18 protein-coding genes are annotated in these 18564 nt (G+C 71.5%); 7 read left to right on the top strand and 11 right to left on the bottom strand.

Annotated elements, in window-relative coordinates; translation table 11 throughout:
• Positions 1-11 precede the first annotated feature (11 nt).
• Complete coding sequence (locus ACZ7GZ_RS12950) at positions 12-554, top strand: hypothetical protein (protein ID WP_471023549.1); 543 nt, start codon at positions 12-14, stop codon at positions 552-554.
• 60 nt (positions 555-614) lie between these two features.
• Here the strand turns inward: ACZ7GZ_RS12950 and ACZ7GZ_RS12945 are convergent, their stop codons facing one another.
• The 4 genes from ACZ7GZ_RS12945 to ACZ7GZ_RS12930 form a co-directional block, all read right to left on the bottom strand.
• A complete protein-coding gene (locus ACZ7GZ_RS12945; protein WP_471023548.1) occupies positions 615-1739 on the bottom strand; it encodes a GuaB3 family IMP dehydrogenase-related protein in 1125 nt (374 codons plus the stop codon).
• Positions 1740-1856: 117 nt separating this feature from the next.
• Positions 1857-3365: an IMP dehydrogenase gene (guaB, locus tag ACZ7GZ_RS12940; protein ID WP_471023546.1), complete on the bottom strand. Its 1509-nt coding sequence runs from the start codon at positions 3363-3365 to the stop codon at positions 1857-1859.
• A 163-nt stretch (positions 3366-3528) separates the two neighbouring features.
• A complete protein-coding gene (locus tag ACZ7GZ_RS12935; protein ID WP_030641278.1) occupies positions 3529-4116 on the bottom strand; it encodes a sigma-70 family RNA polymerase sigma factor in 588 nt (195 codons plus the stop codon).
• Positions 4117-5150: 1034 nt separating this feature from the next.
• On the bottom strand, positions 5151-5762 hold the full coding sequence (locus ACZ7GZ_RS12930; protein ID WP_003948568.1) for a response regulator transcription factor: 612 nt from the start codon (positions 5760-5762) through the stop codon (positions 5151-5153).
• Between the two features lie 380 nt (positions 5763-6142).
• Here ACZ7GZ_RS12930 and ACZ7GZ_RS12925 point away from each other — a divergent pair, with 380 nt between their 5' ends.
• Entirely contained in the window at positions 6143-6472 is a 330-nt protein-coding gene (locus tag ACZ7GZ_RS12925; RefSeq protein ID WP_191871889.1) for a WhiB family transcriptional regulator, read from the top strand.
• 92 nt (positions 6473-6564) lie between these two features.
• Here the strand turns inward: ACZ7GZ_RS12925 and ACZ7GZ_RS12920 are convergent, their stop codons facing one another.
• Positions 6565-7464 carry a LysR family transcriptional regulator gene (locus ACZ7GZ_RS12920; protein ID WP_471023545.1) on the bottom strand — a complete coding sequence of 300 codons (900 nt, stop codon included), beginning with the start codon at positions 7462-7464 and terminating at the stop codon, positions 6565-6567.
• Between the two features lie 79 nt (positions 7465-7543).
• Here ACZ7GZ_RS12920 and ACZ7GZ_RS12915 point away from each other — a divergent pair, with 79 nt between their 5' ends.
• The 3 genes from ACZ7GZ_RS12915 (at position 7544) to ACZ7GZ_RS12905 (ending at position 9843) form a co-directional block, all read left to right on the top strand.
• Positions 7544-8212: an MOSC domain-containing protein gene (locus tag ACZ7GZ_RS12915; RefSeq protein ID WP_471023542.1), complete on the top strand. Its 669-nt coding sequence runs from the start codon at positions 7544-7546 to the stop codon at positions 8210-8212.
• Between the two features lie 74 nt (positions 8213-8286).
• Entirely contained in the window at positions 8287-9060 is a 774-nt protein-coding gene (locus ACZ7GZ_RS12910; RefSeq protein WP_471023540.1) for an SDR family NAD(P)-dependent oxidoreductase, read from the top strand.
• 75 nt (positions 9061-9135) lie between these two features.
• Entirely contained in the window at positions 9136-9843 is a 708-nt protein-coding gene (locus ACZ7GZ_RS12905) for an ester cyclase (RefSeq protein WP_471023537.1), read from the top strand.
• A gap of 57 nt (positions 9844-9900) precedes the next feature.
• Here the strand turns inward: ACZ7GZ_RS12905 and groL are convergent, their stop codons facing one another.
• The 4 genes from groL to ACZ7GZ_RS12885 all read right to left on the bottom strand — a co-directional run bounded on the left by groL (position 9901) and on the right by ACZ7GZ_RS12885 (position 14261).
• Positions 9901-11526, bottom strand: coding sequence for a chaperonin GroEL (groL, locus tag ACZ7GZ_RS12900; protein ID WP_471023534.1), 1626 nt, complete (start codon positions 11524-11526; stop codon positions 9901-9903).
• Between the two features lie 122 nt (positions 11527-11648).
• Positions 11649-11957: a co-chaperone GroES gene (groES, locus tag ACZ7GZ_RS12895; RefSeq protein ID WP_020132158.1), complete on the bottom strand. Its 309-nt coding sequence runs from the start codon at positions 11955-11957 to the stop codon at positions 11649-11651.
• Positions 11958-12255: 298 nt separating this feature from the next.
• A complete protein-coding gene (locus tag ACZ7GZ_RS12890) occupies positions 12256-13059 on the bottom strand; it encodes a polysaccharide deacetylase family protein (RefSeq protein ID WP_471023654.1) in 804 nt (267 codons plus the stop codon).
• 290 nt (positions 13060-13349) lie between these two features.
• Positions 13350-14261, bottom strand: a complete 912-nt coding sequence (locus tag ACZ7GZ_RS12885) for a polysaccharide deacetylase family protein (RefSeq protein WP_471023532.1) — start codon at positions 14259-14261, stop codon at positions 13350-13352.
• Between the two features lie 90 nt (positions 14262-14351).
• On the opposite strand from ACZ7GZ_RS12885, the gene ACZ7GZ_RS12880 reads away from it, so the two are divergent.
• Complete coding sequence (locus ACZ7GZ_RS12880) at positions 14352-15536, top strand: class I SAM-dependent methyltransferase (RefSeq protein ID WP_471023531.1); 1185 nt, start codon at positions 14352-14354, stop codon at positions 15534-15536.
• Here ACZ7GZ_RS12880 and ACZ7GZ_RS12875 read toward each other — a convergent pair.
• Positions 15533-16819, bottom strand: a complete 1287-nt coding sequence (locus ACZ7GZ_RS12875) for an RNA polymerase sigma factor (protein ID WP_471023528.1) — start codon at positions 16817-16819, stop codon at positions 15533-15535. The two genes, ACZ7GZ_RS12880 and ACZ7GZ_RS12875, sit on opposite strands and share 4 nt — an antisense overlap.
• Positions 16820-16863: 44 nt before the next feature.
• The gene (locus ACZ7GZ_RS12870; protein WP_471023526.1) at positions 16864-17220 is read right to left on the bottom strand and encodes a YciI family protein; all 357 of its coding nucleotides are present in this window, start codon (positions 17218-17220) and stop codon (positions 16864-16866) included.
• A 326-nt stretch (positions 17221-17546) separates the two neighbouring features.
• On the opposite strand from ACZ7GZ_RS12870, the gene ACZ7GZ_RS12865 reads away from it, so the two are divergent.
• Entirely contained in the window at positions 17547-18428 is an 882-nt protein-coding gene (locus ACZ7GZ_RS12865) for a COG4705 family protein (protein WP_471023525.1), read from the top strand.
• Positions 18429-18564 lie beyond the last annotated feature (136 nt).

Below are 18564 nucleotides of genomic sequence, written 5' to 3'. Positions count from 1 at the left end.
GGATTTCTGTCATGAGCCAGTCAGCTCTGCCACCTCAGCCGCCGCAGTCCGGTCCGGTGGACGGCAACCCGTACGCCCAGCAGAAGCCGGCCGGTGCGCCGTACCCGCCGCAGCCGGGCGCCTTCGCGCCGCCGGCACCGCCCGCGCCGGGCCGGAACAACCTCGTCCTGGGCCTCGCCGCCGCGGTCGTCGCCGCGGTGGCCGCCGCCGCGCTCTACGGAGTCGTCATAGGCGCCACCAAGCACGAGATCGGCTACGCGGCCGTCGGCGTCGGGTTCGTCATCGGTCTCGCGGCCGGCAAGGCGGGCGGCCGCAACCCGGTCCTGCCCATCGCCGCCGTCGTCCTGGCCCTGGCCTCCGTGTACCTCGGCCAGCTGGTGGGCGAGGCCATGATCGGCGCCAAGGAGACCGGTCTGAGCTTCTCCCAGGTCTTCTTCGACCACTTCGACGTGGTACAGAAGGCCTGGAAGGCGGAGGCCGATCCGCTGACGTTCCTCTTCTTCGCCATCGCCGGCTTCGCCGCGTTCTCGGGCACCAGGAAGGCCGCCGCGTAACGCTCGCCCGCAACCCGAAGGGCCCGTCCACCGGTGGACGGGCCCTTCGCGTGGTACGGGTCAGCGGCGGTGCTGGCTGTCCGCCACCGTCACCTCGACCCGCTGGAACTCCTTCAGCTCGCTGTAGCCGGTGGTGGCCATCGCGCGGCGCAGGGCACCGAAGAAGTTCATCGAGCCGTCGGGGGTGTGGGACGGGCCGGTGAGGATCTCCTCGATCGTGCCGACCGTGCCCAGGTCGACCTTCTTGCCGCGGGGCAGCTCCTCGTTGACCGCCTCCATGCCCCAGTGGTGGCCCTTGCCGGGCGCGTCCGTGCCGCGGGCCAGCGGGGAGCCCATCATCACCGCGTCGGCGCCGCAGGCGATCGCCTTGGGCAGGTCGCCGGACCAGCCGACCCCGCCGTCCGCGATCACGTGCACGTACCGGCCGCCGGACTCGTCCATGTAGTCACGGCGAGCCGCGGCCACGTCGGCGACGGCGGTGGCCATCGGGACCTGGATGCCCAGCACGTTGCGCGTGGTGTGGGCGGCGCCGCCGCCGAAGCCGACCAGGACGCCGGCCGCACCGGTGCGCATCAGGTGCAGGGCGGCGGTGTAGGTGGCGCAGCCACCGACGATCACCGGGACGTCCAGTTCGTAGATGAACTGCTTCAGGTTCAGCGGCTCGCTCGCATGGGAGACGTGCTCCGCCGAGACCGTCGTACCGCGGATGACGAAGATGTCCACGCCCGCGTCCACGACCGCCTTGGAGAACTGGGCGGTGCGCTGCGGGGAGAGCGCGGCCGCGGTGACCACGCCCGAGTCGCGCACCTCCTTGATGCGCGCGCCGATCAGCTCCTCCTTGATGGGCGCCGCGTAGATCTCCTGGAGGCGGCGGGTCGCCTGCTCGGCGGGCAGCCCGGCGACCTCGTCCAGCAGCGGCTGCGGGTCCTCGTGCCGCGTCCACAGGCCTTCGAGGTTGAGGACGCCGAGGCCGCCCAGCTCGCCGATGCGGATCGCGGTGGCCGGGGAGACGACCGAGTCCATGGGGGCGGCCAGGAAGGGCAGCTCGAAGCGGTAGGCGTCGATCTGCCAGGCGATCGAGACCTCCTTCGGGTCCCGCGTACGGCGGCTGGGGACGACGGCGATGTCGTCGAAGGCGTACGCCCGGCGGCCGCGCTTGCCGCGCCCGATCTCGATCTCAGTCACGTCTGTGGCCTTTCCCTGATGCGTTTCAGCGCCTTCCAGTATCGCCGACGGGTACGACAACGGCGGCCCCGGATGCTCCGGGACCGCCGTTGCGTGCGCTTCACGCGCGCGTGGGCGTCATTTCTTGCTGCTGTAGTTCGGCGCCTCGACCGTCATCTGGATGTCGTGCGGGTGGCTCTCCTTCAGGCCCGCCGAGGTGATCCGCACGAACCGGCCGTTCGCCTGGAGGTCGGGAACAGTCTTGCCGCCGACGTAGAACATCGACTGGCGCAAGCCGCCGACCAGCTGGTGGACGACGGAGGACAGCGGGCCGCGGTAGGGCACCTGGCCCTCGATGCCCTCGGGGATCAGCTGCTCGTCGGAGGCGACGCCCTCCTGGAAGTAGCGGTCCTTGGAGAACGACCTGCGGTCGCCGCGGGTCTGCATGGCGCCGAGCGAGCCCATGCCGCGGTACGACTTGAACTGCTTGCCGTTGATGAACAGCAGCTCACCCGGGGACTCCTCGCAGCCCGCGAGCAGCGAGCCGAGCATCACCGTGTCGGCGCCCGCGACCAGGGCCTTGGCGATGTCGCCGGAGTACTGCAGGCCGCCGTCGCCGATGACCGGGACACCGGCCTCCTTGGCGGCGAGCGCGGCCTCGTAGATCGCGGTGACCTGCGGGACGCCGACGCCGGCGACCACGCGCGTGGTGCAGATGGAGCCCGGTCCGACACCGACCTTGATGCCGTCGGCGCCCGCGTCGACGAGGGCCTGGGCGCCGTCGCGCGTGGCCACGTTGCCGCCGATGACGTCGACGCCGGAGGAGTTCGACTTGATCTTGGCGATCATGTCGCCGACCAGCCGGGAGTGGCCGTGCGCGGTGTCCACGACGATGAAGTCGACGCCGGCCTCGATCAGGGCCTGGGCGCGCTCGAAGGCGTCACCGGCCACACCGACCGCCGCGCCGACCAGCAGACGGCCCTCGGCGTCCTTGGCCGCGTTCGGGTACTGCTCCGCCTTGACGAAGTCCTTGACGGTGATCAGGCCCTTGAGGACGCCCTCGTCGTCGACCAGCGGCAGCTTCTCGATCTTGTGCTTGCGCAGCAGCTCCATGGCCTCCGGGCCGGAGATGCCGACCTTGCCGGTGACCAGCGGCATCGGGGTCATGACCTCGTGCACGCGGCGGCTGCGGTCGCTCTCGAAGGCCATGTCACGGTTGGTGACGATGCCGAGGAGCTTCTTGTCGCCGTCGGTCACCGGGACGCCGCTGATGCGGAACCTGGCGCACAGCGCGTCGGCCTCGGCGAGGGTGGCGTCCGGGTGGATGGTGATGGGGTCGGTGACCATGCCGGACTCGGAGCGCTTCACCAGGTCGACCTGGTTGGCCTGGTCCTCGATGGAGAGGTTGCGGTGCAGCACGCCGACGCCGCCCTGGCGGGCCATCGCGATCGCCATGCGGGACTCGGTCACCTTGTCCATGGCGGCGGACAGCAGCGGGATGTTGACCCGCACGTTCTTGGAGACGTACGAGGCGGTGTCGATCTCGTCGGGTGCCATGTCCGACGAGCCCGGCAGCAGCAGCACGTCGTCGTAGGTCAGCCCGAGTGTCGCGAATTTCCCGGGCACTCCGTCGACGTTGGCAGTCATGACACCTTCCCCAAATGGCCTTGATCGGTGCGGATGTCCATGCTAACGGGAAGCATCGCTAGCAAATTCCACGGTACGGGGTCACTTCAGGCTTCGTATGTTCGTACGGAAACGGCGGCGCACCTGTTCAGCGGAGGAGCTGGGGGTGCCGCACGCCAGGGGATTACTGTTCGGCGAGCGCGCGGAGGCGGCTCAGCGCCCTGTGCTGGGCGACCCGGACCGCGCCGGGTGACATTCCCAACATCTGCCCCGTCTCCTCCGCGGTCAAGCCCACGGCGATGCGCAGCAGGAGCAGTTCACGCTGGTTCTCGGGGAGGTTGGCCAGCAGCTTCTTCGCCCACTCTGCGTCGCTGCTGAGCAGGGCGCGCTCCTCGGGGCCGAGGGAGTCGTCGGGTCGTTCCGGCATCTCGTCGGAGGGCACGGCCGTGGAGCCCGGGTGGCGCATCGCGGCGCGCTGCAGGTCGGCGACCTTGTGGGAGGCGATGGCGAAGACGAACGCCTCGAAGGGACGGCCGGTGTCGCGGTAGCGGGGCAGCGCGAGCAGGACCGCGACACAGACCTCCTGGGCGAGGTCCTCGACGAAGTGGCGCGCGTCGCCGGGCAGCCGGGACAGCCGGGTGCGGCAGTAACGCAGCGCCAGCGGGTGCACGTGCGCAAGCAGATCGTGCGTGGCCTGCTCGTCCCCGTCGACGGCGCGATGCACGAGCGCACCGATCGCCCCGTGGGCCGTGCCCGCCTCGTCGTCGCGCATCGGTCCATGGTGCCTTGCGGCCGTCCGGTCCGTCGCATCGTGCTCGTGGTTGTGCACCGAAGCGTTATGAGCAGGTGCGCCGGCACTCATTCCCTGCGCCCTCCCCTTCCGCTCGACCGACTCGTCCCCGAGAGACTCCACATCTCAAGGATGCGGCATCCGCGCCGAAACGAGCAGCGCTCGTCCGGCGGGCCTCCTTGCGCAGCGCCCGCCGAGGCGTCCGACGGAGTCGTACGCCCAGGGCGCGAACGGCCCGACCGCGTGTGCCGCGATCCTCGTCCAGCGGTGCCGACCACGGGTGTTCCCGGAATGGATCTCCGTTCCCGCGTACGGCCCACCACCCGGCCGGCAGCCCGGCGCACGCCTCCTCGGGTGTGACCGGGTCCACCCCCGGGCGACGCGTCACGGCCGCTTCCACGGGCAACCGGAACACCGGTCAGGGCGTTTCACCGCACCGCGCCCGTATCCCGCCCCGGCGGGCGTGCCGGGAGGCGGCGGCAGGACGCCGAAGCCGGGGTGCCGCCGCGGGGCACCCCCGTCCGTTCCCGCAGGCGGCCAGGGCGCGGCGGTGCGCCCCAGGCCCGGGAGCCCCGCGGAGGTGCGCACGCGCGCGTCCCCGTGCGGACCCGGGGCACGCGGACGCGCCCCCGAAACCCCTCGCACGGCGTCACGCACGGCCGAGGCACGGCATTACGGACCCGGGGCCCGGCGTGACACCGTGGACCCGTCACGGTGGGGTTCGGTGCGGCGCACGGCCGGGACACGCGGATACCGGCACACGGCCCGCAGCCCGGAAAGCCGCCGCACGGCGCAGACACCCGAAAGCCGCCGCACGGCCCGGACACCCGAAAGCCGGCCTTTCGCCCGGACATCTCGAGGAGCGGGCCGAGTTCCCTTCCGCGTCCCCTTCCCCGGGCGGCTCCGGCGCCGACGGGGCGCCCGGCTGCTGCCAGGGGAGGCGGATACGCGTCCGGGTCCGGGAGCGGTGCCCCGGTGGCGGCCGGCCCCGCCTGCCCCGCAGGGCCCGGCACCGCCTACCGGACCAGTCCCCAGCGGAAGCCGAGCGCCACGGCGTGGGCCCGGTCGGAGGCACCGAGCTTCTTGAACAGGCGCCGCGCGTGCGTCTTGACGGTGTCCTCGGAGAGGAACAGTTCGCGCCCGATCTCGGCGTTGGAACGGCCGTGGCTCATGCCTTCCAGGACCTGGATCTCACGCGCGGTGAGCGTGGGCGCCGCCCCCATCTCGGCCGAGCGGAGCCGGCGCGGGGCCAGCCGCCAGGTCGGGTCCGCTAGGGCCTGCGTCACCGTGGCGCGCAGTTCCGCGCGCGAGGCGTCCTTGTGCAGGTAGCCCCGGGCACCGGCGGCGACCGCGAGGGCCACGCCGTCGAGGTCCTCGGCGACGGTGAGCATGATGATGCGCGCGCCGGGGTCGGCCGACAGCAGACGGCGCACGGTCTCCACGCCGCCCAGGCCGGGCATGCGCACGTCCATCAGAATGAGGTCGGAGCGGTCGGCGCCCCAGCGGCGGAGGACTTCCTCGCCGTTGGCCGCCGTCGTCACGCGCTCGACGCCGGGCACGGTCGCGACCGCGCGGCGGAGCGCTTCTCGGGCAAGCGGGGAGTCGTCGCAGACGAGGACGGATGTCATGGCCGCCCTCCGCAGCTGATGCGCGTCACCTTGAGCCTCCAGGCTGGTACGGAATCGTCACCTGTGCGGTCGACCGCCTCGGACGCCTGCCCGAGCGCTTTTCTCTTCAACCGCCTCCGCACTCTCAACGACGGTCACTCGAAAGAGTTACGGGGCCGCGTGCCGTCTTCGGCACTCTACGTGAGGGGCTCGACACGGAGCAGACATGAACAACAGACCCTCAACTTTTCATCACGACTATGCCCCATTTGGCCCCTTTTCTTCCCGTTTCGTGGTGTCCGAGGCTAGATTCGCAATGAGTCATATTTTCATCTCCTTAGACCGGAGATGTACGGTCGTTGGCACCGTATCCGCTCAGAACGGCTACAAGGGGTCACGTAATGGCAGATTTCTCCCGCCTTCCCGGACCGAACGCGGACCTGTGGGACTGGCAGCTGCTGGCTGCCTGCCGCGGCGTGGACAGCTCGCTCTTCTTCCACCCGGAGGGCGAGCGCGGGGCGGCTCGGAGCGCTCGCGAGAACTCGGCCAAGGAGGTCTGCATGAGGTGCCCCGTGCGCGCGGAGTGCGCGGCGCACGCCCTGGCGGTGCGCGAGCCGTACGGCGTGTGGGGCGGCCTGACCGAGGATGAGCGTGAGGAGCTGATGGGGCGCGCGCGCAACCGCCTGGTGACGGCCTCGGCCGTCGGCGCGGACACGGCCCCCAACCACTGAAGGAACGTTTCTGCACCCACGGCCCTCCGGGTGCCCCCCTTTCCCTCCCACCAGGGCACGCCGCGCGCGTGCCCTTGATTCTGCGCGGACTCCTAGGCGCGCACGGCCGCCCGGGCCAGCTGTTCCAGCGTCGCCGCCACGGCCGGTACCTGCGCCAGGTCGGGCAGGGTGAGGCCGACGATCTCGCGCCGCACCGCCGGTTCCAGCCGTACCGTGCGCACACCCCTGGGCCGTACCGACTCCACCGCCAGTTGCGGCAGTACGGCGACCCCCAGGCCGGCGCCGACCAGGCCGACCACCGCCGGGTAGTCGTCCGTGGCGAAGTCGATGCGCGGGGTGAAACCGGCTCCCTCGCACACCTCGACCAGCTGGCCGCGGCAGCGCGGGCAGCCCGCGATCCACGGCTCCTGGGCCAGCTCGCCGATGGCGACGGACTGGGCGCGCGCCAGGGGATGACGCTCCGGGACCAGGGCGACCAGACGGTCCGTCAGCAGGGGCCGCACGACCAGGTCGTCCCAGTCCTCGGCGACCGCCGCCCCCTCGTAGCGGAAGGCCAGCGCGAGGTCGCAGTCACCCTCGCGCAGCAGCTCGACGGACTTCGGGGGCTCGGCCTCCTCCAGGGAGACGCGGGTGCCGGGGTGGGCGGCGCGCAGGGCGGCGAGGGCGGTGGGGACCAGGGTGGACGTGCCGCTCGGGAAGGAGACCAGCCGGACCCGGCCGGCGCGCAGGCCCGCGATGGCGGCGACCTCCTCCTCGGCCGCGGTGAGCCCGGCGAGAATGCCGGAGGCGTGCCTGACCAGGGCTTCCCCGGCCTGGGTCAGCCGCATCTCGCGGCCGCTGCGGACCAGCAGCGGGGTGCCGACCGAGGTCTCCAGGGCCTTCATCTGCTGGCTGACGGCGGGCTGGGTGCAGCCCAGTTCGCGCCCCGCCGCCGAGAAGGAACCGGTGGTGGCGACGGCGCGCAGGACGCGGAGATGTCGGGCCTCGATCACCCTCCGAGCATAAGGGATGCTTGGGGATGGTGCGCGATATTCGCTCGACGCTTTGAGGTGGGTCACGTACCGTGCGGGCATGAGGGTTCTCACGATCAATCTGGGCCGCCCGCAGCCGGTGCCGTACACGGACCAGCCGGAGGGGGTGACGGGCATCGACAAGAAGCCCGCCGACGGGCCGGTGCGGGTGACGGCGCCGGGCCCCAAGGGGGTCGGCGGCAGCGGGCTGGCCGGGGACGCGGTGTGCGAGCTGCGCCATCACGGCGGGGACGACCAGGCGGTGTACGCCTACGCGCGCGAGGATCTCGACGACTGGGAGCGCGAGCTGGGCCGGTCGTTGGCCAACGGCTGCTTCGGGGAGAACCTGACGACGGACGGGCTGGACGTCTCCGGGGCGCTGATCGGCGAGCGCTGGCGGATCGGGGCCGGGCCGGTTCTGGAGGTGACCTCCGGCCGGATCCCGTGCCGTACGTTCCAGGGCCATCTGGGCGAGCGCGGCTGGGTCAGGAGATTCACGCAGAAGGGCGCAACGGGTGCCTACCTCCGGGTGATCGAGCCAGGCGAGATACGGGCGGGCGATCCCATCGAGATCGTGCACCGGCCGGACCACGGGGTGACGGCGGCCCTGCAGTTCCGCGCGGTCACCACCGAGCGGGAACTGCTGCCGCGGGTGCTGGCGGCGGGTGAGGCGCTGCACGCTGAGACGCTGGCCGCGGCGCGCAAGTACGTGGCGCTGCAGCAGGGCTGAGCGCCCGTGGGCCGGGCCTCCGCCCGGCTCCCGCGCCAGCGGACGCGCCCGCTCCGGGTCACTACCCTTGGGTCATGACAACGGCTCTGATTACGGGATCGACCGCGGGGATCGGCGCCGCGTTCGCGCGGCGGCTGGCGGCTGACGGGCACGACCTCGTCCTGGTGGCACGGGACACCAAACGGCTGCGCGAACAGGCGACCGAACTGCACGACCGGCACGGCATCGAGGTGGAGGTGCTGACCGCCGACCTGTCCGAGGACAAGGGCATCGAGTCGGTGGCCGACCGCCTCGGCGACCGGAAGAACCCGGTCGACCTGCTGGTCAACAACGCGGGCTTCGGCAACAAGGGCCGCTATCTCGAGGTGTCCATGGCCGACGAGCTGCGGATGCTCAAGGTGCACTGCGAGGCGGTGCTCCGGCTGACGTCGGCGGCGGCCGAGGCGATGCGCGAGCGGGGGCGGGGCGGGATCGTCAACGTCGCCTCCGTGGCCGCCTTCGTGCCGCGCGGCACCTACGGCGCCTCCAAGGCGTGGGTCGTGCAGTTCACCCAGGGCGCGGCCAAGGACCTGGCCGGCAGCGGCGTACGCCTGATGGCCCTGTGCCCCGGCTTCGTGCGCACCGAGTTCCACCAGCGGGCCGGGATGGGCACGGACAACATCCCGGGCTGGATGTGGCTGGACGCCGACAAGCTGGTCGCGGCGGCTCTGGCCGACCTGGCGCGCGGCAAGTCGCTGTCGGTCCCCGACCCGCGCTACAAGGCGCTGATGGGCCTGGTGAAGGTCACCCCACGCGGACTGATGGGCGGTATCTCCTCCCGGACGGGCCGCAAGTACGGGCCCCGGTAGCGAACGGGTGGCGCTGCCGTCCCGGTGGGAAAATGAGCGTGGCACACCGGGCCAGGGGGGCCGGGAGGCGGCGTCATGACCTTCGTACAGCTCATCGAGTGCAGGACGAGCCGGCTGGACGAGATGAACCGGCTGATGGACGACTGGGTCGCGCAGACCAAGGGGAAGCGGACGGCGACGCACGCGCTGGTCGGCAAGGACCGCTCGGACGCGTCGCACATCGTCGAAGTGGTGGAGTTCCCGTCGTACGCGGAGGCGATGCGGAACTCGAACCTCCCGGAGACCGACAGGATCTTCCAGGAGATGGTCGCGCTGTGCGACGAGATGCCGACGTTCACCGATCTGGACGTCGTGCGGGACGAGCGGCTGGCCGAGGACACCGTGCTCAGGTTCTTCGAGGAGCTCCAGAGCGCGGGCGAGCTGGCGCCGCTCAACAATCTGCTGGACGAGGACGTCCACAGCCACGACCCGGTGAACCCGCAGGACACCATCGGCCTGGACAACGTCCGCGCCGAGTACCGGATGTGGCGCGGCTCCTTCGACTTCACCTTCACGGTCGAGGACGTGCTCGCCGAGGGCGACCGGGCCTGCGCGCGGTGGATCTGGAACGCCACGCACAAAGGGGACTTCCTGGGGATCGCGCCCACGGGCAGGCGGGTCTCCATGACCGGAATGACACTCTTCCGCTTCACGGACCACGGCAAGATCGCCGAAACCTGGTGGCAGCACGACCAGCTGGGGCTGATGCAGCAACTGGGCGCACTGGACGAGTTGGAGCAGTAGACAGGGCGAAGGCCCGGCACCGTGACGGGTGCCGGGCCTTCGTCGGGAGCGCTTGGCTCAGTGGGCGTGGCCGTGGCCGTGGCCCGCGGCGGCCGGCTCTTCCTCTTCCTTCTTCTCGACGACCAGGGTCTCGGTCGTGAGCAGCAGGGAGGCGATGGAGGCGGCGTTCTCCAGGGCGGAGCGGGTGACCTTCACCGGGTCGATGACGCCGGCCTTGACCAGGTCGCCGTACTCGCCGGTGGCGGCGTTGTAGCCCTGCCCCTTCTCCAGGTCCTTGACCTTGGAGACGATGACGTAGCCCTCCTGGCCGGCGTTCTCGCCGATCCAGCGCAGCGGCTCGACCACGGCGTTGCGGACGACCGCGACACCGGTGGCCTCGTCGCCGGTCTTGTCGAGGTTGCCCTCGAGGACCTTGGAGGAGTGGACCAGGGCGGAGCCACCACCGGAGACGATGCCCTCCTCGACCGCGGCGCGGGTCGCGGAGATGGCGTCCTCCAGACGGTGCTTCTTCTCCTTCAGCTCCACCTCGGTGGCGGCGCCGACCTTGATCACGCACACGCCGCCGGCCAGCTTCGCGAGGCGCTCCTGGAGCTTCTCGCGGTCCCAGTCGGAGTCGGTGTTCTCGATCTCGGCCTTGATCTGCGCGACGCGGCCGGTGAGGTCCTCGGCCTTGCCGGCACCCTCGACGATCGTGGTGTCGTCCTTGGTGACCGTCACGCGGCGGGCGGAGCCGAGCACGTCCAGGCCGACCTGGTCGAGCTTGAGGCCGACCTCCTCGGAGATGACGGTGGCGCCGGTGAGGATCGCCATGTCCTGCAGCATCGCCTTGCGGCGGTCGCCGAAGCCAGGGGCCTTCACCGCGACGGCGTTGAAGGTGCCGCGGATCTTGTTGACGACCAGGGTCGACAGGGCCTCGCCCTCGACGTCCTCGGCGATGATCAGCAGCGGCTTGGAGGCGCCGGCCTGGATGACCTTCTCCAGCAGCGGCAGCAGGTCCTGGATGGAGCTGATCTTGCCCTGGTTGATGAGGATGTACGGGTCGTCGAGGACGGCCTCCATGCGCTCCTGGTCCGTCACGAAGTACGGCGACAGGTAGCCCTTGTCGAAGGCCATGCCCTCGGTGAAGTCCAGCTCCAGACCGAAGGTGTTGGACTCCTCGACGGTGATGACACCGTCCTTGCCGACCTTGTCCATCGCCTCGGCGATGAGCTCGCCGACCTGCTGGTCCTGGGCGGACAGCGCGGCGACGGCGGCGATGTCGGACTTCTCGTCGATCGGGCGGGCGGAAGCCAGCAGGTCGTCGGAGACGGCCTTGACGGCGGCGTCGATGCCCTTCTTCAGGGCGGCCGGGGAGGCACCGGCGGCGACGTTCTTCAGGCCCTCGCGCACCAGCGCCTGGGCGAGCACGGTGGCGGTGGTGGTGCCGTCACCCGCGATGTCGTTGGTCTTGGTCGCCACCTCCTTCACCAGCTGCGCGCCGAGGTTCTCGTACGGGTCCTCGATCTCGACCTCGCGGGCGATCGTGACACCGTCGTTGGTGATGGTGGGGGCACCGAACTTCTTGTCGATGACGACGTTGCGGCCCTTGGGGCCGATCGTCACCTTCACCGTGTCGGCCAGCTTGTTGACGCCGCGCTCAAGGGCGCGACGGGCGTCCTCGTCGAACTTCAGAATCTTCGCCATGACAGCGGAAGCCCTCTCGGAAATCTGTGGGAGTAAAGACAACTGCGCCCCGGGCGCCCGGCTTCGTTATCGGTCGCGGGGGCCAGGGGCGCAGCTCAGAAGCAAAGGTTTGCTCGAGGTGACTACTTCTCGATGATCGCGAGCACGTCGCGAGCCGAGAGGACGAGGTACTCCTCGCCGTTGTACTTCACCTCGGTGCCGCCGTACTTGCTGTACAGGACGACGTCGCCGACCTTGACGTCGAGCGGCAGACGCTCGCCGTTCTCGAAGCGGCCCGGGCCCACGGCGAGGACGGCGCCCTCCTGGGGCTTCTCCTTCGCGGTGTCCGGGATGACCAGGCCAGAGGCGGTGGTCTGCTCGGCGTCGAGCGGCTGGACCACGATGCGGTCCTCGAGCGGCTTGATGGCAACCTTGGAGCTGGTGGTCGTCACGATCCGACCTCCCCCTTCGGAGATCTCACGGGGTTAACTGTCTGAGGTGGCGACCAGGTCGATCCGTCGTCGCGGGTGCCGGACCTGCCCGTCGCTTTGTTGGCACTCTCCAGGGGGGAGTGCCAGAGCCGAGACTATGACTGCGGTTAGCACTCGGTCAAGCGGAGTGCCAATGCCGTGCGGCGCGTCGGCCGAAGATCCGTTCAGCGCCGGGGTCCTCGGTGGCCGGATTGCTCCGCCGTCCCCGGGGGCTCCCGCCCCCCGGACAGGCTGGTTTCCCGGCCTGCAGGCAGTCCTCCTACAGGTAGTCCTCCAGCCGGCCCACCGTCAGCCCCCGTTGCTGGACCCTGCGCACGGCCCGGGCGGTGCGGTCGCGCAGGCTGGGGCCCGTTGTCTCGTCCGGGCCGATCAGGATGATGTCGCCGGGGCGGAGGTGGTGTGCGCCGTGGGTGTAGACGAGGTCGTCCGGGGTCATGGCGGCGCGCCACAGGACGAGCGCGGAGATGCCGCAGTCGGACGCCGCGCGCAGGGTGGTGGTGTCGTACGAGCCGTACGGCGGGCGGAAGAGGCGGGGGCGCACCCCGAGCCGGGAGGCGAGCCTGTCCTGCTGGCCGCAGATCTCGGCGCGCTGGCCGGAGTAGGGCAGTCCGGACAGCGCGCGGTGGTCGAGGGTGTGGTTCTGGATGCCGGCGCCCAGCCGGCGCAGGCGGGCGAAGTGGCCGTAGCCGGGGCCGGCGACGCTGTCGGTGAGGAACATGCTGACGGGCAGCCGGAGTTCGCGGACCATGTCGACGAAACGGGGGTCCTTGTCGGCGCCGTCGTCGTAGGTGAGGAAGACGACCCGGTCGTGGGTGGGGACGTGGTCCATGACGCGGGGCAGGGCGCGGCCGGCGGTGTGCGGGGTGAGGGCGAGGGTGCGGGCGGTGGGGCGCGGCGGGCGGGCGAGGGGCTCGGTCAGGCCCCAGCGGCGGTAGGCCCGGTCGGGGGCGGGGCCGGGCGGGTGCACACCCTCGGCGGCCTTCATGCCGAGGCGCTCGATGGGGTCGACGGACTGGGCGCAGCCGGTGAGGAGGAGGACCGGGGCGAGGACCGCCGCGGTCAGCGCCCGTCCGGGGCGCCACCCGCAGCCCCCTCCTCCGCCCCCCGCCCGCGAACCACCGAGGGCCCCCTGCGCCCGCCCCACCCACGGCCCCCTGAACCCCGCCTTCCTGCAGACCGCCTGCGCGCCGCCGGGGCCGACCTCCCCGCACACCGGCCCCAGACCACCGGAACCCGCCGCCCCGCACACCGGCCCCAGACCACCGGAAGCCGCCGCCCCGCACGCCGCCCCAAGGCCACCGGAACCCGCCCTCCCGCACACCGCCCGGGGGCCCTCGGCGCTGCCGCCGTACCTCACAGGTAGTCCTCCAGGCGGGCTACGGCGTAGCCCTCGCGGGTGACCTTGTTCAGGAAGCGGCGCATGTCGTCGACCATCGTGCCGTTCCAGTCGGAGCGGCCACGGAAGTGGGTGAGGACGATGTCGCCGCGGCGCATCTTCTGGTCGTCCTCGCGGTACTCCCAGTGGTCGACGAAGACCTCCTCGTTCCAGATCGGCGCGTAGCGGATGCCGCAGGCCTTGGCGGCGCGCAGGGTGTCCTGGTCGTAGTCGCCGTAGGGCGGGCGGAAGACCGTCGGGCGCCTGCCGAACTGCTCCTCCATGATGTCCTGCATGCCGCAGATCTCGTCCCGCTGCTCCTCGTAGGACAGGCCCGGCAGATAGGGGTGGTGCAGGGTGTGGTTGTTGAGGGTGTGGCCGTAGGACTGCATCCTGCGGAAGTACCCGTAGTCGTCCTTGACCAGGTAGTTGCTGAGGAAGGCGGTGTACGGGATCTTCAGTTCCCGCATCATCCGCAGGAAGTCCGGGTCCTTCTCAGAACCGTCGTCGATCGTCAGGAAGACGATCTTCTGCCGGGTGGGGATCGTGGTGAAGACCGGAGGCAGCTCCCAGTCCTCCTGGTGGTCGACCTCGAATCCGGCCCGGGCGGTGATGTGCGGCTTCTTCGCGGGCGGGGGCGGCGGCGTCAGCGGGACCTCGTCCAGTCCCCAGCGCCGGGCGGCGGCGACCAGGCGGGCGTGTTCGGCGGCCTGGCGGGCCTGGGGACTCAGGGTGTGCGCGGGGCCGCCCTGGCCGGACGCGGGGCGGGCCGCGCCGGAGCCGGCACAGCCGGCGAGAAGGGCGGCACAGACCAGCGCGGCGGCTCCGCGGGCGAGGGCGGGACACCTGACCCGGATCTGATTTTTATCGTTTTGTACGATTAGTTGCATGGTGCCGGATCCTCCCAGGCCAGGGCACGGATCCCGGGCCGACACCGCCGCCGGAGGCGGACGATCCACCGACTGGCCCACAATGACCCGGTGAACGACCTCGCTCTGCTCCTCACCCCCGAAGGCCGTGCCCTCCTCGACGAGGTCCGCGACACCGCCCCGGCGGACGAACTCGCCGTCGCCACCCGGCTGCGCCGCGACCATCCCGCCGAGCTGGTGTCGGCCGCGCTCGGCCAGGCCCGGCTGCGGCAGCGGGCGGCGGCGAAGTTCGGGGCGGCGGACGCGGGGCGGATGTTCTTCACGCCGAACGGGGTCGAGCAGTCGACGCGGACCAGCGTGGCGACGTATCGCGCGGAGCGCTTCAAGGGCCTCGGCGTGACCTCCGTGGCCGACCTGTGCTGCGGGATCGGCGGGGACGCGATCGCGTTCGCCCGGGCGGGGATCCGGGTGCTCGCCGTGGACCGGGATCCGGTGACGGCCGCCGTGGCCCGGGCGAACGCCGAGGAACTGGGGCTGGGCGAGCTGATCGAGGTGCGCGAGGCGGACGTCACGGAGGTGGACACCGCCGGGTACGACGCGGTCTTCGTGGATCCGGCGCGCCGCGGGGGCCGCGGCAGGATCTTCGACCCGGAGGCCTACTCACCGCCGCTGTCCTGGGCGGTGGGAGCCGCCTCGACCGCCCCGACGGCCGCGCTGAAGATCGCCCCGGGTGTCCCCCACGAGGCCGTCCCCGCCGAGGCCGAGGCGGAGTGGATCTCCGACGGCGGTGATGTGAAGGAGGCGGTGCTGTGGTTCGGGACGGGAGCGCCGGGGGCGGTGCGCGCCACGCTGCTGCCCGGCCCGCGCACGCTGCTCGGCCGGGGCCTGCCCGATCCCGCGGTGCGCCCGGTGGGCCGGTACCTGTACGAACCGGACGGTGCCGTGATCCGCGCCCATCTGGTCGCCGAGGTGGCCGAACACCTGGACGGCGGGCTGATCGACCCGACGATCGCCTACGTCACCGCCGACGAGCCGCGGCACACGCCGTACGCCTCCGCCTACGAGATCACCGACCAACTCCCCTTCAACGTCAAGAAGTTGAAGGCCCTGCTGCGCGAGCGCGAGGTCGGCACGCTGACCGTGAAGAAGCGCGGGTCGGCGGTCGAGCCGGAGGAACTGCGCAAGAAGGTCAAGCCGCAGGGGCCGAACGCGGCGACGGTGTTCCTCACCCGGGTCGCCGGGGCGCCGACCATGCTCGTGGGCAGGCCCGCTCAGGACCTGGGCAGGCCCGGCTAGGACGGCACCTCGCCGGCCCGGCGCAGCAGCAGTTGCCGTTCCTTGTCGTTGCGCGCCAGGCCGGCCGCCCGCTCGAACTCCGCGCGGGCCTGAACCGTACGCCCGAGCCGGGCCAGCAGGTCGCCGCGGACGCTGGGCAGCAGGTGGTAGTCGCGCAGGGCGGGTTCGGCGGCCAGGGCGTCCACCAGTTTCAGGCCCTCGGCCGGGCCGTCGGCCATCGACACGGCGACCGCGCGGTTCAGCTCGACCACCGGGGACGGGGCACGGGCGGCCAGCAGGCCGTACAGGGTGGCGATGGTCCGCCAGTCGGTCTCCTCGTACGTGTGCGCGTGGGCGTGGCACGCGGCGATGGCCGCCTGGAGGGCGTAGGGGCCCGGGGCGCCGGTCGCCGTGGCGCCGGCCCGGTCGAGGGCCTGTACGCCGCGGGCGATGAGCCTGCGGTTCCAGCGGCGGCGGTTCTGGTCCTTGAGCAGGACCGGCTCGCCGTCCGGACCCGTGCGGGCGGCCGTGCGGGACGCCTGGAACTCCAGCAGCGCGGTCAGGCCGTGCACCTCCGGCTCCTCGGGCATCAGCGCGGACAGCACGCGGGCCAGGCGCAGCGCGTCCTCGCACAGGCCGGGGCGCAGCAGGTCGTCGCCGGCGGTCGCCGCGTACCCCTCGTTGAAGATCAGGTAGATGACGTCCAGGACGGAGCCGAGGCGCGCCTCGCGGTCGGGGCCGCAGGGCACCTCGAAGGCGACGTTCTTCTTCGCCAGGGTCCGTTTGGCGCGGACGACGCGCTGGGCGATCGTCGGCTCCGGGACGAGGTAGGCGCGGGCGATCTCGGCCGTGGTCAGGCCGCCGAGCAGGCGCAGCGTGAGCGCGGTGCGGGCCTCGGGCGACAGCACCGGGTGGCAGGCGGTGAAGACGAGCCGGAGCAGGTCGTCGTCGATGTCGTCCGGGTCGGCGGGCCCGCCGTACGGCGGCGGGGACGACAGTGTGCGGTCCCGGCCGATCTCCTCCAGCTTGCGGGCGTAGGTCTCGCGGCGCCGGATCAGGTCGACGGCCCGGTGCCGGGCGGTGGCCATGAGCCAGGCGCCGGGGTTGTCGGGCACACCGTCACGGGGCCACTGCTCCAGGGCGGCGACCAGGGCGTCCTGCGCCAGTTCCTCGGCGATGCCCACGTCGCGGACGATCCGGGCCACGCCGGCGATGACACGCGGCGACTCCAGGCGGAAGACGGTCTCGATGGCGTGGGCGGCGGCGGGCCCGGTGGGCTGAGGCTCGGTGGGCTGTGGTTCCACAGCCCACCATGCAACACCCCCGGCGCCCGCGCCGCCAACGACGGTCAGCCCTCGGCGATCTCGCGCACCTCGCACGAGACGGTCCAGTAGTCCTCGTGGACCTTCAAGAACCGCTTGGTCCACTCCACGGCCTCGGCCCGGTCCTTGCACTGCATGATCGCGTAGCCGCCGACGACCTCCTTGGACTCGGTGAACGGCCCGTCGGTGACGGACAGCTTCCCGCCCTCCCAGCGCACCGTGGTGCCCTGCTGGGCGGGGGTCAGCCCGGCGGTCTCGAGCATGACGCCGGCCTTGGTGACCTCCTCGATCAGCTCGCCCATCCGGCGCATCAGCTCCTCGCTGGGGCCCTCGGCGGGGGCGGTGGACTCGTCGACGTGCACGAGCGACAGGTAGCGGGGCATGGTGACTCCTTCGGTCGGGGCGGCGGGGCCTTGGCCCGCCGCTCACCCATGCGTCGAACGGCGGACGCCCGGATCGACACCCGCACGGAAGTTTTTTCCGGGGTGTGGTGCGGGCGGAGCGGCGGTTGCGGTGTGAGGTGGAGGTGTCCGGCGGAACGAATTGAGCGAACGGATTGGGGCCAGCGTATGGAGGGGAACGGATCGAGCCACAGCGACACCACAGCGAACCCGGTTCCGCAAGACCTCGGACGCGAGCAGTTCAGGATGCGTTCAGGTGGCCCTTGGGAGGGTCGGGTCGCAGGTGACACCCCCTCACAGGAGCTCCCTTGACGACGACGAAGTCCGTGATGAAGAAACTGCCCGAGGTCACGCTGGCCTTCTGGGTCATGAAGATCGCGGCGACGACCCTCGGCGAGACGGCCGGCGATCTGTTCTCGCAGACGCTGAAACTCGGCTACTTCCTCACCACCATCGCCCTGTTCCTGGTCTTCGTGGTGACGCTGGTGATCCAGCTGCGCTCGTCGCGCTACAACCCGTTCTTCTACTGGACCGTGATCCTGTCGACCTCCATGGCCGGCACCACCATGTCCGACTTCATGAACCGCGACGCCAGCGCCAAGTACCTCTCGAACGGCGCCACGAAGCTGGGCTGGGGCCCGCAGGGCCTGGGCCTCGGCTACCCGCAGGGCGCGGCGATCCTCGTCTCCCTCCTCCTGGCGATCTTCCTGGCCTGGAAGCTGAGCGGGATGACGTTCCAGATCCGCGACATCGTCACCTTCAGGGGTGAGGCCCTGTTCTGGTCGGCCATCCTGGTCTCCAACACCCTGGGCACCTCGATGGGCGACTTCCTGTCCGACAGCTCGGGCCTGGGCTACCTGGGCGGCGCGGCGCTGGTGACCGGCGCCCTGCTGGTCCTGATCGCGCTGATGAAGGTCCCGGCCGTGCCGAACGTGCTGCTCTTCTGGATCGCGTTCGTACTGACCCGCCCGCTGGGCGCCACGGCCGGCGACTTCCTGACCAAGCCGGTCGCGAAGGGCGGCCTCGACCTCGGTACGGCCGGTTCGTCGGCGGTGCTGCTCGCGGTGCTGTTCGGCCTGATGGCGTATGCGCAGTTCCAGGAGCGGCGGGCCGCCGTGGCCGGGCCGGGCCCGGAGCACGAGGGCCCCGAGGCGGAGACGGTCCGGCCGCAGGGCGCCGGCCGCAGGTAACGAGAACACCCCGCCCCCGGGAAACCGGGGGCGGGGTGTCTGTGGAGCGCCGGGCAGGCCTTGCACCTGCATCTCCCCGCAGGAAGCGGGACGTCTTTCCTTGGACCACCAACGCACTGCGTCCGGGGTGGAGTTC

It is taken from the genome of Streptomyces sp. NPDC037288, from assembly GCF_055603265.1.
The sequence above is the reverse complement of the archived record's forward strand: the minus strand, read 5'-3'. Positions and strand labels throughout refer to the sequence as shown.

What these genes read in the sequence shown, in the direction of transcription:
- ACZ7GZ_RS12935 (WP_030641278.1), bottom strand. Translation starts at nt 4,116, where the DNA reads ATGCGCGACGACGAGGCGGGCACGGCCCACGGGGCGATCGGTGCGCTC.
- ACZ7GZ_RS12925 (WP_191871889.1), top strand. Translation starts at nt 6,143, where the DNA reads ATGGCAGATTTCTCCCGCCTTCCCGGACCGAACGCGGACCTGTGGGAC.
- groL (WP_471023534.1), bottom strand. Translation starts at nt 11,526, where the DNA reads ATGGCGAAGATTCTGAAGTTCGACGAGGACGCCCGTCGCGCCCTTGAG.
- ACZ7GZ_RS12885 (WP_471023532.1), bottom strand. Translation starts at nt 14,261, where the DNA reads ATGCAACTAATCGTACAAAACGATAAAAATCAGATCCGGGTCAGGTGT.
- ACZ7GZ_RS12910 (WP_471023540.1), top strand. Translation starts at nt 8,287, where the DNA reads ATGACAACGGCTCTGATTACGGGATCGACCGCGGGGATCGGCGCCGCG.
- ACZ7GZ_RS12930 (WP_003948568.1), bottom strand. Translation starts at nt 5,762, where the DNA reads ATGACATCCGTCCTCGTCTGCGACGACTCCCCGCTTGCCCGAGAAGCG.
- ACZ7GZ_RS12915 (WP_471023542.1), top strand. Translation starts at nt 7,544, where the DNA reads ATGAGGGTTCTCACGATCAATCTGGGCCGCCCGCAGCCGGTGCCGTAC.
- ACZ7GZ_RS12950 (WP_471023549.1), top strand. Translation starts at nt 12, where the DNA reads ATGAGCCAGTCAGCTCTGCCACCTCAGCCGCCGCAGTCCGGTCCGGTG.
- ACZ7GZ_RS12870 (WP_471023526.1), bottom strand. Translation starts at nt 17,220, where the DNA reads ATGCCCCGCTACCTGTCGCTCGTGCACGTCGACGAGTCCACCGCCCCC.
- guaB (WP_471023546.1), bottom strand. Translation starts at nt 3,365, where the DNA reads ATGACTGCCAACGTCGACGGAGTGCCCGGGAAATTCGCGACACTCGGG.
- ACZ7GZ_RS12905 (WP_471023537.1), top strand. Translation starts at nt 9,136, where the DNA reads ATGACCTTCGTACAGCTCATCGAGTGCAGGACGAGCCGGCTGGACGAG.